Annotated in this window: 5 protein-coding genes and 3 pseudogenes; 1 reads left to right on the top strand and 7 read right to left on the bottom strand. The window is 61.1% G+C overall.

Going from position 1 to position 13,211, the window contains the following annotated elements:
* Positions 1–8: 8 nt before the first annotated feature.
* From ACW9UO_RS06140 to ACW9UO_RS06110, 7 genes and pseudogenes are all read right to left on the bottom strand, one after another.
* Positions 9–968 (bottom strand): annotated as a pseudogene (locus ACW9UO_RS06140) (IS481 family transposase).
* Between the two features lie 59 nt (positions 969–1,027).
* Positions 1,028–1,180, bottom strand: a pseudogene (locus ACW9UO_RS06135) (IS3 family transposase); the annotation flags it as partial.
* 68 nt (positions 1,181–1,248) lie between these two features.
* Positions 1,249–2,567, bottom strand: a pseudogene (locus ACW9UO_RS06130) (IS1182 family transposase); the annotation flags it as partial.
* 206 nt (positions 2,568–2,773) lie between these two features.
* Positions 2,774–3,436 carry a glutathione S-transferase gene (locus ACW9UO_RS06125; protein ID WP_457088088.1) on the bottom strand — a complete coding sequence of 221 codons (663 nt, stop codon included), beginning with the start codon at positions 3,434–3,436 and terminating at the stop codon, positions 2,774–2,776.
* 371 nt (positions 3,437–3,807) lie between these two features.
* Positions 3,808–4,752 carry a DUF3427 domain-containing protein gene (locus tag ACW9UO_RS06120; RefSeq protein ID WP_457088087.1) on the bottom strand — a complete coding sequence of 315 codons (945 nt, stop codon included), beginning with the start codon at positions 4,750–4,752 and terminating at the stop codon, positions 3,808–3,810.
* 60 nt (positions 4,753–4,812) lie between these two features.
* Positions 4,813–6,915, bottom strand: coding sequence for a DEAD/DEAH box helicase family protein (locus ACW9UO_RS06115; protein ID WP_457088086.1), 2,103 nt, complete (start codon positions 6,913–6,915; stop codon positions 4,813–4,815).
* A gap of 54 nt (positions 6,916–6,969) precedes the next feature.
* Entirely contained in the window at positions 6,970–7,557 is a 588-nt protein-coding gene (locus ACW9UO_RS06110) for a class I SAM-dependent methyltransferase (RefSeq protein ID WP_457088085.1), read from the bottom strand.
* A 367-nt stretch (positions 7,558–7,924) separates the two neighbouring features.
* On the opposite strand from ACW9UO_RS06110, the gene ACW9UO_RS06105 reads away from it, so the two are divergent.
* Positions 7,925–12,883, top strand: coding sequence for a RecQ family ATP-dependent DNA helicase (locus tag ACW9UO_RS06105; RefSeq protein WP_457088084.1), 4,959 nt, complete (start codon positions 7,925–7,927; stop codon positions 12,881–12,883).
* The last annotated feature ends 328 nt before the right edge of the window (positions 12,884–13,211 follow it).

Here is a 13,211-nt window from a genome sequence, read left to right as displayed (position 1 = left end):
GGGTGTCACTAGGTGTTCAGTCCCGGCATGTGGTGGATCGGATTTACGATGAATCGATCTGGCTCTGAAGTCCAGGTTTTACAGATGTATTCGTGGTGCGTCAGACCGTTGAGCGTCTTGAGTCTTCGGGCGAAGTTTCAGGCTGCCATGAAGTCGGCGAGGTGCGTGCGCAGCCGTTCGTGGTTTTCATAATGGAAGCGTTTGACGGTTGCCTCCTTGATGGTTCGCTTCATTCTCTCGACCTGGCCATTGGTCCGGGGATGGTTTGGCTTGGTCAGGCGATGCTCAATCCCATGCGCCTCACAGATCATGTCGAAGCGCATCTGGCGCGAATATGCTGTGTTCCTGTTGCGGCGTTGCTCGGCAAACTGAATGCCGTTGTCGGTCAGAATCGTGTGGATACGATAGGGAACTGCCTTGAGCAGATGTTCGAGGAAATCCCAGGCGGTCTTGCGATCCGCCTTGTCCACGAGTTGGGTGATCGCAAATTTGCTGGTCCGGGCAATGCCTACAAAGAGATAGAGCTTGCCCTCCACGGTCTGAACTTCGGCGATATCGATATGAAAGAAGCCGATAGGGTAACGCTTGAACTTCTGCCGCTTTGGCCCGTCACCTTCGATATCCGGCAAGCGAGAGATGCCGTGCCGCTGAAGACACCGATGTAGCGCGGATCGCGTCTGATGCGGGACAGGCGGCTGAAGAGCATAGAGACAATCATCCAGCGGCAGTAACATGTGCCGCCGGAAGGCAACGATCATTGCCTCCTCTGCTTGCGTAAGAACGGTTGAACGCGGTTCCTCCGGCCCTGTCATCAAGTCTTCGACCGTCGCGCGCTTGCGCCACTTTGCGACGGTCTTGGGATTGATGCTTATCTCCTCGCTCAACTGCGAGAGCGAAGCTTGCGATCGCTGTATCGCAGCTCTGACGGCGTGCGTGGTCGTGGCGCTCCCGTGACGAACTTGTCCCACATAGCTTCCTTCCATTCCTGAGAAAGAACCGCACCATCAAACCGTGGGATCAAACAGACCTGCTTGGCCATCCGCTCAAGGTCTGGGGGAATACAGGCGATCTTGGGTGCAATGGCCGCAATCGCGCCCGCCTGCGTTTCGTATGAACCTTAATGCTCAAAGACCATCCGGACCGCACGCGCGCGAACCTCAGGTGAGCAGCGATTTGCCATTTTTCTTTTTTCATAGCCATCATCCTTGCTTAAGTTGATGGTCTCCGACAGACCCGGGGCGATTCAGAAGGATGCTCGACGGTGCAGCGCCTCAGCGTCATCAGATCATCTGGACTGCCCAAGCGATCGCGCATCACTTCGACCAGGTGCTCATGCTCCCAGCGCTGGATGCGGCGCTCCTTGCCGGTGGTGCAGCGGCTTCGGACCGGGCATTCGCCCCAGTTCCCGGTCCAGTAGCGGCGCATCTGCAAGCCGCCCTCACCTCGGGTGTAGCGGAAGGTCAGGTCTTCACCCGCAGGGCAGACGTAGACGTCACGCTCCGGATCATAGGCGAAGTCCGCTTTCACGAACCGGCCCTTCGAACGATTGCCCGAGGTCTCCGGCCGCGGCACGGTCGCGATGATATCGGCCTGGTGGGCGGCAAGGATTTTGGCGCTGCTGAAGTAGCCTTTGTCCATTGCCCGGCAGTGCATGCGCAGCATGTGCGAGAGGGGGCAATCGCATGCAGATCTTCCCGGCCAAGCGCCTCCTTTGCCGCCTTGGCCATCGGCGCCAGCTGGTCGCGGTGGAAGCCCTTTATGGTGACCTCGTGCGCGACGATCAGGTGGGTTTCCGTGTCGACGGCGCTCTGAACATTGTAGCCGACGAGCCCGCTCCGGGGGGCGCTGGTCGCCATGGCGCGGGCATCCGGATCGGTCAGGGAAATATGGCCATTCGGGGCATCTGCCAAGGCTGCATCCATCGCCTTGAGCCGCGCAATCTCCTGTCGGATGCGCCCGTAACGCTTGGCGAGATTGGCCACCTTCGTGGCGCGGGCCTCACCGGCTTCCTGGCGGTCGATCGGCACCATCTCGTCGATGTAACGGGCCACGTCGGCTTCCAGGTGCGTCAGACGGCTGGCGATCTTGCCCTTAGTAAAGTTGCGGTCGCGGCTGTCGACCGCCTTGAATTTGCTGCCGTCGATGGCGACGCAGGCACCCTTCAGCGTGCCGATCCGGCGGCAGAGTTCGACGAACTGAGCGCAGGTCCGGGCGATTGCGCCACTGTTGCCACGCCGGAAGTCTGCGATGGTCTTGTGATCCGGCACCAGCCGCTCGGTCAGCCACATCACTTCGACGTTTCGCGCGGCCTCGCGTTCGAGCCGCCGGCTGGAGGGTATGCGGTTCAGGTAGCCGTAGATGAAGAGCTTGCGAAGAACCGCGGGATGATACCCCGGTCGGCCCGCCCGCGCGGGCGCATGTCGGGTGAAGCTAAGCGTGGCCAGATCGAGTTCATCGACGAAAAGGTCCACGACGTGAACCAGGTGATCCTCGCCGATCCAGTCCTCCAGCCTCTCGGGAAAGAGCTTTATCTGCTCCCGGTCGATCCCTTCGATGAAACCTGACATGCATGCCTCCGTCTGCCTCAAAAAAAGGATAACATGTCGAAGAGTTTCCGCACTGCCTCGGCCGAGTCCTGCCATGATCAGAACGGGCGGAGGACTGGCTTTCGCTGCATTTCCAGTTGAGGTCGGCCGCGGTCACTTTCTCGCTCTGCCCCGAGGGCCATGCCGTCCGCACCCGCCGATGCCGGGCCGCATCGGCATTGCCAGAGCTATCCGGAGGCCTGGCCGAAAAGATTGGGGCGCGCACCGTCTTTCCAAACAGTGAATTTCACCATGGCCTTCTGAAAATCGGAGCTCTGAAGAAAACTGTCCAACCAAAGGATCACATTGGGCCAATGCTGCGCGTCAAACCAGACACGGTCGATATGGGCGAACTGCCTCACAAACGGAAAGATTGCGATGTCGGCGAGTGTGGGCCTGTCGCCCGTCAAGAAAGGATACTGCGCCAGCTGTGTCTCAATAGACTGAATGAAGTTGGATGCTTGCGCCCGTTCGGATTGGGCATCCAGATCAGGATAGCGGTTTGAGTATTTCGTGTGGTCAAGCGCGGCTTTGAAGGGCCCATCGTTCTGGGCAATCAGGGTTTCGCCGATACTCGGCATGTTCAACAGCCCAAGCGGATCACTCTTCCCAAGCGCCCATAGCATGATGTCGAGACTCTCATCCAAGTTTAGATCACCCGCTTGCAAATTAGGCACCGTGGCCGAGGGCGAGGCCCGAAGAAACGCCTGCGGCTTATCTTTCAATTTGATCTCGCGCAGCTCTACCTCCAGCCCCGCGCTCAACACCGCCATCCGCGCCCGCATTGCATAAGGGCAGCGTCGAAAGGTCCACAGGATCGGTCGCGGTATGGTCAAAATATCTTGGGTCATTAGTACTCTTTATGGTGAATAACGTTCGCCCGTAAAAAGACGATCGAAGTTAGGCTCAAACCGTAAAGAGAATGGCCGCTTCCGCCGCGGTGCCGACCTCAACCTTTTTTTCAATTTTTGCAACCACGGCGAATGACGGCTCTCGCACGCCGCACCGCAGCGGCCATCCCCTGGCGTCAAAGGCTGCAATGGGCCGAGAGTACCTGACTGCGCGATGGCGAGTGCGCCGTCAGCCATGTTTGCTTCCTGCGCAGCATGGACGGTCGTACGAGCGGAGCGACCGTCCGGTTCTCTATTCGGCGCGGTAGGCCGTGGTTCCAGCTCGAATGAATGGCCTCTGCTCTAGTGGATGCACCCACTTCCTCAACACTCTAATCCAACCCAAATAGTTCCTTCAGCGCCTCCGGAACCGGACGCGTCAGATCGAGCTGCACGGTAATCGGTGCTTCACCATCCCAATCAGTAAAGGCGACAGGGCCGGCGTATCGGAAGGGTGCCCCGCGGCCGTCGCGAAGTTTCGATTTTCGGATGAACAGATGCTTGGTCCAGCCTGGCTCTTCTTCCGAGATGATCCGCCCCCGTGAACCGGTGCGGCGCGTGCTGGTCTGGGTTTGCCAGATAAAGCGTGTCGGGCTGGCGAACGCGTCGGCGTAGTGCTCGCCGATTGACATGCTGCTCTTGTCCATCGTCACCAGCAGGACCATAGCCTTGACGTCCGGGATGACAACGATGCCAGAATTCCATGACCCAGGGTTAAAAGTCGCACCGAAGAGTGGGGGGATGCGGTCGCGTGAGTATTCTTCCCATATCTCGGGGTTGAGCTCCGGCGGGGTTGGGCGCTTTCCCTGAGGTTCCGCGGCGTTGGAATAAGAGTTCGTTTCTGGCTGCTCGTAGGTTACGCGACGCATCTGGAGGTGACGCAGCAGGCGCCAATCAACAAGTTCCGAAACAAGGGTAATGAGGTGAGAATCCTCGCCGTCACCGAAGGTGGTTTCGAAGGTGCCCGGGCCAAGGCGGAACCATTCGGTCTCCCCCAAGCGCTTCAATGGATGCTTTGCGAGCATGGTCCGCAGTGCTGCGCCGTCGTCGGGATCGACGCTGAGATCTGCCTTGATCTCAGGATTGCGGCGGGCGAGCCGAGCAACGCGTCCCGCCAAGTCTTCAACTGAAATGCGTCCCGGAAACGCTTCCGCCTCGATCATGCAGCGCAAGGCGAGCATCTTGTAGCTGCGCGTCATTTTGGTTGTCTCGATCTCGTCCAGCAGATTTTTGTGTGCGGTCCACGTGGCCCGGGCCTTACTGGTCAGATCGCCCATATCATTTACGAAACCCAGCCAGCCGGCGTGTCCTGTGCGACCGGGATTGAACCCGGCATGCTAAATCTCGGAAGCGGTCGGGCGAACGCCATGCCTGTCCCTAAAATCGCGGTAGAAGGCTGTCAGTTCCTCCCCATCGCGGGGCTGACGGATCAAAGACTTCAAGATGTCCATGGCCGCCAGGTCATAGGTCACCTCGCAGCCTGCCGGAAAGCTGATCTCGTGGCTCTCGAACTTCTCTAGCGCGATGCGCAACGCGCCTTCGCCAGGTCCGATGCGCAGCAGAGTACGCGCCTTGGTCAGAAAGATCCGGTGGTTGCCGATGTAGTCGATTACCGCCAAATGCGACTTTTCGGCTGACCGGCGCAGGCCGCGGCCGAGTTGCTGAAGCCAAATCACCGGGCTTTCGGTCGGGCGCAGCATCAGGACGGTGTCGATTGAAGGCACATCCACGCCTTCGTTGAACATGTCGACGGCGTAGACAATATCGAGGTCGCCCGCCTCAAGGGCATTCAGCGCGCTGGTCCGTGGGGCTGAGGTCTCGCCGGAATGGACCGCCACGGCGCGCAAGCCGCGTGCCTGAGAGAACTCTGCCATGAAGTCGGCATGGCGGCGAGACACGCAAAAGCCGATCGCTCTCTTTCCGCCGCGCATAGACAACTGCTCAAGCGCGTTTTCCGCGCGGGCCTGCGTGGCGACGGCTTGCGTTAAAGCGGCCTCGTCGAACCTGCCGCTGCGCCAAGGAATCTGTGCGTATTCCACTGGGTCAGGCACGCCAAAATACTTGAATGGTGACAATAGCTCCCGGTCAATGCCGGTCCAGAGGTCGCACTCGTAGACGAGGTTTTCTTCACAGAGACCCAGCAGGTCGCCGCCGTCACTACGGTCTGGCGTTGCTGTCAGACCCAAGAGGAACTGCGGCGTGAAATGGTCGATGATCCGGCGATAGGTCGCGGCAGCGGCGTGGTGAAACTCGTCGACGACGATGTAATCAAAGGCGTTGGATGCGAAACGCCTGAGGTGCTCGGCCCGAGCAAGGGTTTGGATCGAGGCAAAAAGGACGTCTGCTTCAAAATCCTTTTGGCCGCCGCCAAACCGGCCGAGCCGCGCCTTTGGCCTGATGGCGCGGAACGCCTGCATGGCTTGGGTCAGAATTTCCTCGCGGTGCGCGACGAAGAGAACGCGCGCAGCAGGCTGGCTGTCAAAGGCCGCAAGAAAGGTCTTTCCGAGACCGGTTGCCAGCACGACCAGCCCGGCGCGATAACCTTTGGCCCGCGTGGCCGTAAGGGCATGCAAGGCTTCTTTCTGAACGGGGTGAGGCTCGGGGGCGTTCTCCGGAGCTTCTGCCGGGATACCGGACTGCATCGGCAACAAGGCGATGCGGCGGGCCTCGTAACTGTCGATCCATTCGGAGGTGAGCTCAGTCACTTCGTGCTGCGCCAGCAGGTCTTCGAACACGGTGCGCGCGGCGCTCAATGGCGGAGCGTCAGACCTGTCAAAATGGCGCAGGTTCCACTCGACCCCGTGGGTCAATGCTGACCGGGACAGGTTCGAAGAGCCGACGATCAGCGCGCCAGTGCTGTCAGCGAATGAAAACATCCACGCCTTCGGATGGAACGGAATACGGGCCGCCTGAAAGACGTAGAGCTCGGGACCATGATCCAGGTCCTGCATCAGGCGCAGGGCGGTCGGTTCCGTCACATCGAGGTAGTCACCGGTTAGCAAACGCAACCGCCCGCCACGCTCCAGCAGGTCGCGAAGATGTGGCAGGACAAGTTGCGCACCCGAGGTCATCAGGAAGGACACGGCCAGGTCAACGGATTGCGCCTGGTCGATTAGCGGGCGCAGGTGGGCATGCAGGGCGTCTTCGCCACCGGATATCAACGGGCGGTCATGCGGCGCGCCGGGGATGGGGCCGGTTGAGATGGGGGGGCGCTCCAGCCGGAAATGGAAGTGCGGTTCAGTTTCAACGAAGGTCGTCTGCGCCAGAGAGCCATCCGTTTCCATAAGCGCCTGCGCCGGGGCGATGCGCATCATCAGGGCGGATTGCTCAGCCTCTGACAGGTCGCGCCAGCGCGTCACATGCCGCCGCGGGGCGAGGATTAGTCCAGCGCCCATGCGGAGCAGAATTACCTGCGCATCGCACTCTACCAGGCAGTCCATGGTCGGCCCGCAAATTTGACAGGGAAGATTTCGGGTAATGTCGTTCGGCACGTGTCAGGATTTTCTTAGCAAGGCATTGAACCAAAGTTCTTCTTTTCGATCTGAACGGCGGTCTTCGGACCGCCAGGTTGCAACCTGCCGCAGAGTGGGGCAATCGTCCAGGAGCGTCCCAAAGGTTTCTTCGTTCATGTCGGTAAAGTGCCGGTCGGTGCTGATACGTTCGCCGATGCCCAGCTTGAATGACGCGTAGAGCACGCCTTGTGGCACCAGATGATATCCCAGCCGCAGGATGACGCCCGGCAGGTCGCAACGCGCCACATGCAAGAGCGATGCACAGGCCCAGATACCTTCGAAGGAGTGGTCCCACTGGAAGTCCTCGAAACGCATGTGTCGGACGGAGATCCCTGTAAGAGCGCTCGCAGCCTGCACCATCGCCCGGGAGGCATCGAAGGCCTCGACCTGATATCCTTGGCCCCGGAACGCGTGCGCGTCCCGGCCGGAACCCGCACCGGCGTCAAGGATACGGCATCGGGTATCAGATTTTGGAATCGCCTCGAGAAAACGAGTGCGAAGAGCAGTCATATCGACGTCTCGGGTGGCCTTTAAGAATTGCCATGCATTTTTATCGTAATAATCAGCCATTCAAAAAAGCCTGAGGATATATTCTGCGGTAGCTTTCCTATTGGAGACCTTCAATGTCAACTTTACTCCGGCTCAAGCGCCAAGCGAACCATTGCGCTATATTAGATGCCTGCCGAGCACAGACGTTTTCTGCATATGACAAGAAATCGAACTGGGCTTGACCCTGACAGGTTCAGTACGTCACAGATGTTGTTGAATTTCATAGCTTAAGCGGTGTCCCCTGTTAAAGGCCGTACAACCCCCCGATCCGTTTCTGGCAAAATGCCTTTCCGTCGACATTGAAGTCGACCCGAAAATGGCGCGGGTATTCGACCTGGCGGCGGTTCGCAATGACGCTACCCCTGCGTTGAGATGCAAAGGGCGCGATATGGCGGCTGCGCTGGATCAGCTGGAGGCTGACCTCGGTGAAACGCGCCACCTGATCGGCCACAATATCCTGCGCCATGACCTGCCGCACCTTGTGACCCTGCGGCCCCGGCTGGCGCGGCTTGCCGAGGCTCCGATCGACACGCTTTGGCTCAATCCGCTGGCCTTCCCCCGCAATCCGTATCACCACCTCGTCAAGCACTACCACGACGGGCGGCTCCTGTCGGGTCATGTCAACGACCCGGAAGCGGACGCGCGGCTGGTCTTTGGCGTGTTGGAAAACCAGTTGGAGGCCTTCCGCGCGCTGGCCGCCCAAACGCCGGATCTCGCGGCTGCATATCACTACCTGACAACGCGAGGCGAACAGGATCAGGGCTTCGATGCCGTGTTCCGCCACGCTCGAGGTGCTGGCGTGCCATCTGCTGAACAAGCGCGGCAGGTACTTGGGCGCTTGCTCGAGGACGAGGCCTGCGGCACAGAGGTGCGGCACATGCTGGAACAGGTCGGTGCAGCGCAGACGGGGTGGCCGCTCGCCTATGCACTAGCGTGGATCTCGGTTGCGGGTGGTGACTCAGTGATGCCGCCGTGGGTGCGGATGCAGTTTCCCGACGCGGCGCGGATGGTGAAACGGTTGCGCGACACGGGCTGTGACGCCCCGGATTGTGGATGGTGCCGCGAGAAGGGCGATCCGGTGAAGGCGCTCTCTCGCTGGTTCGGCTTTGACGCTTTCCGCCCCGAGCCTGCGGACGCCAATGGCCGTCCCTTGCAGGAGCGCATCGTCGACGAAGGCATGCGCGGCAACAGCCTGCTGGGAATCCTTCCGACCGGAACGGGTAAGTCCGTCTGCTACCAGATCCCGGCGCTGGCCAAGTTCGACCGGACCGGCGCGCTGACGGTGGTGATCTCTCCGCTGGTTGCACTCATGGCTGATCAGGTGGCGGGAATGGAGCGCACCGGCATATCCTCGGCGGTGACGGTTAACGGCATGCTGTCGCTGCCCGAGCGTCAGGACGCCTTGGACAAGGTACGCATGGGCGACGCCGCGATGCTTCTGATCTCGCCGGAGCAGTTGCGAAGTGTCTCGGTCAGGTCTGCCCTAAAGCAACGCGAGATCGGTCTCTGGGTGCTGGACGAGGCGCATTGCGTTTCGAAATGGGGCCATGATTTCCGGCCCGACTATCGCTACGTCTCTCGGTTCATTCGGGAAACCGCAGGCGGCGAAAGTCCGGCCCACGTGATCTGCCTGACTGCCACCGCCAAGCCCGAGGTGGTGCGCGACATCCGCGACCACTTTTACCAAAGGATCGGAACAGACCTGTTGCTGCTCGATGGCGGTGCCTCGCGCACCAACCTGAGTTTCGAAGTCCGCGCAACCGGCAAGCGCACCAAGCATGCCGACATATTCGAGGTCATCGAGCAACGGCTGCCGCCGGAAGGTGCCTCGGGGGCCGTGGTCTATTGCGCCACGCGCAAGGCGACCGAAGGCGTCGCGGAATTCCTGCAACAGCAAGGCCTGTCGGCAGAACGCTATCACGCGGGTCTGCCGCCAGACGAGAAGAAGACGATCCAAGAGCGGTTCCGCGTCGGCGAGTTGCGGGTGATCGCGGCCACCAACGCCTTTGGCATGGGCATCGACAAGCCCGATATCCGCCTGGTGGTGCATGGCGATATTCCCGGCTCGCTTGAGAACTACCTGCAGGAAGCCGGTCGCGCCGGGCGGGACCGCGACCATGCCAACTGCGTGCTGCTCTATGCGCCGGACGACGTGGAACGGCAATTTCAGCTTTCCGCCCGCTCGCGGCTCGACCGGCGCGAGATCGGCGCGATCCTGAAGGCGGTGCGCCGCATGGATGTCCGCACCCGCAGCACCGGGACGGTCGTGGCCACCTCGGGCGAGATTGTGCGGCAGGAGCATGACCGCGAGTTTCAGCGTGAGAGCGCGACCGATGACACACGGGTCAAGACGGCACTTTCCTGGCTGGAGGAAGCGAAGCTGGTGTCGCGCGAGGAGAACCGCGTGCAGGTCTTTCCGTCGTCCCTTCGGGTGCGCAGCATCGACGAGGCGGGCGCGAGGATGGAAAAGGCCGAGATCACCGGCACGCGACGCACGCAGCTGATGGACATCGTCAGGCACCTGATGAACGCGCAGCCGGATGAGGGTATTTCCACCGATGAGCTGACCGGTGCCAGCGGGTTAACCGGCGGGCAGCTCACCAAGGCGATGGCCGATCTCGAAAGCCTCGGCATCGCGCAGAACGACACGGCGGTGACCGTCTTCGTGCATTATGGGGTGACAGACGACACTCGTAAGCGGCTGGGCGAGGCAACACGGCTCGAAGCCGACCTGATCGCGCTCATGCGGGAAGAAGCGCCGGACGCCGAGAATAAGGTTAGCACGCCTTTCAATCTGCAACTGGCCTGCCAGAAGCTGCGCGACGGCGGACACAGTCATGTCCGCCCCGACGTGATCGAGAAGTTGCTGCGCGGGATGGCGCGCGACGGGCGCGATCTTGATGGCGGCCGGGGCAACGTCCGTCTGCGCAAAGCCTCCCGCGACACGCTGTTCATGGCTTTGCAGCGGTCGTGGTCGGTGCTCGAGCAATCGGCCGCGCTCCGCAGGCAGGCGGGCGAGGCGCTGGTGGAGCACCTGCTTGGGCGGCTCGAGAAAGGCCAACGCGGCAAGGACCAGCAGGTCGAGACAACGCTGGGCGACATGCTGGCGAGCTTGACTGGCGATGCCTTCCTGCGCGGGCAGGTCAAGGAAATGACACGCCTTATGGACCGCGCGCTGCTGTGGCTGCACGAGCAGGATGTGGTGACGCTGGGCAAAGGGCTGACCGTGTTCCGGCCCGCCATGACAGTGCAGCTGGCACCGGGCAAAACGCAGTTCCTGGTCAAGGACTTTGCGCCCCTGCAGGAGCACTATGACGAACAGACGGTCCAGACGCATGTGATGGCGGCCTATGCGGAAACCGGCCTGTCGTCGATGCGGGACGCGATGCATTTGTCGGGGGATTACTTCACCCTCGACCAGACGGCTTTCATGGGCCGTTGGATGAAGGGCAAGACGACCGAGGTAAAGCGGCAGACCACCGGCAAGTCATGGCAGAATGTCGTCGAGGTCCTCGGCAATCCGGTCCAGCAGAAAATCGTTGCCGACGACCGCGATGCCACCAATGTGCTGGTTCTGGCGGGGCCGGGGTCGGGCAAGACGCGGGTTCTGGTCCATCGCATTGCGTACCTGATCCGCGTCCGGCGCGAAGACCCACGCAGCATCCTTGTCCTCAGCTACAACCGCCACGCGGCGGTCGAGATCCGGGCGCGTCTGCGTCACCTGATCGGGGACGAGGCCTTTGGCGTCACGGTCTCGACCTGTCACGCCATGGCCATGCGTCTGGTCGGTGCCAGCTTTGCCGGATCGCAGGCGGAGACACGCGATTTCGACGGCATCGTCATGGAGGCCGTGAGCCAGCTGAACGGCGAAGGGCTGAGCAAGACCGAGGCCGAGGCCCAGCGTGAGACCCTGATCCAAGGCTATCGCTGGATCCTCGTCGACGAATATCAGGACATCGGGCCAGAGGAATACGCCTTGATCGCCGCCGTCGCTGGACGGACACTTGAAGACGAGGATATGAAGCTGAGCCTTTTCGCGGTGGGCGACGACGATCAGAACATCTACGCCTTCGCCGGTGCCTCAATCAAATTCATTCGCCAGTTCGAACAGGACTACCGCGCAAAACCGCAGTTCCTTGTCGAGAACTACCGCTCCACCCGCAGCATCATCGAGGCGTCGAATACCGTGATTGCCGGCGCTAGAGACAGGATGAAACTGGGTCACGACATCACTATCGACCGTAAGCGGCGAAAGGACCCACCGGGTGGATTGATGGCCGAGAGCGATCCCGTGGGGCAGGGGCGTGTCCAGCTGCTTCAGTGCCCTTCCGGGGACCGCGCGCAGGCCATCGCAGCGGTGACGGAACTTCAACGACTTGCGGCGCTGGAACCCGGCTGGAACTGGTCGCACACCGCGATCATCGCGCGCAACTGGAAGCAGCTCGTTCCGGTGCGCGCCTACGCCGAGGCGCAGGGTGTTCCGGTCGAGATGGCCAACGAGAGCCTCCCGAGCCTCTGGCGCCTGCGCGAGATGCGGTTCTTCATCGCTGAACTCAACCGCGACCGGACACGTCTGCTGTCGGTGCCTGATCTGCTGAACATCACCAATACTCTTCCGCGCAACCGCTGGTCCGAACTGATCGCCGAGGGCATTGCCGGATTGGCGCAGGAGGTCGGCATGGGTCAGGTTGCCGTTCCCGACCTCGTGGAATGGTTTGGCGAATGGGCGCGCGATGCCCGCGGCGAACAGCGCGGGTTGCTGTTGCTGACGGCGCACCGAGCCAAGGGGCTGGAATTCGACGACGTGGTGATCCTGAACGGTGGCTGGGACAGGCCGTCCCGGAATGAGGATCCCGACGCGCCCCGCCGCCTTTTCTACGTCGCCATGACACGTGCCCGGCGCAGCCTTGCCGTCATGACCCAAGGTGCCCATGCCTTTGTCCCGTCCGAGGGCAAGAACATTCTACCCCGACCCGCTGCGCTGCCTGATGTGCAGGATTGGCCGCCGGATCGGACGTATCTCATGCCTGACATGCGCCAGGTGTTCATCGATTGGCCCGGCCGTTTGAGTGCCAGCGATCCCTGTCTCGAGGCCATCGCTCAGGCGCAGGTCGGTGACCCCGTCAAAATGGTCAAGGATGGCTCCCGTTGGTCGATCCGGGACGCGCGGGGGCGTATCCTGATCGTCATGAAGGGCGGCTGGACCGTGCCAGACGGAACCCGCGTGATCTCTGCCGAGGTCGGCGCGATCGTTTCGCGTCACGCTCACGAAAGCGGCGACGAGCACCGCTCTAAGCTGCGCAGAGAAACATGGGACGTTGTGCTGCCCGAAATTGTTCTGGAATGAGCCGGGACCATCGGCGCAAGGAGGCGGACTGGCCGCAAATGCGACTTTGACGGTCGTTCAACCACTTGCTGTGGCCAGCCTTGGTTTTGCATCCATCCGGAATAGTATGCACAGGTCGCTCGGTCAGGTGGTCTTGGAGGACACGGGCGATGCGTCTCTCTTTGAAACGTGCTCCTAAGCATTCAAGTCGGTTCAGGATGTGAGGAGGTCTCTTGCCTGAGGTTTGGAATTCCATTGGCCAAAGAGAACAATTGATTCTTGGCGGTCGTTTACCACGCCGCGTCTGGACAAACTCCGGCGACCTTGATCAATGCCAGATCCCGCCCGC

It is taken from the genome of Marinovum sedimenti (genome assembly GCF_054052205.1).
The sequence above is the reverse complement of the archived record's forward strand: the minus strand, read 5'-3'. Positions and strand labels throughout refer to the sequence as shown.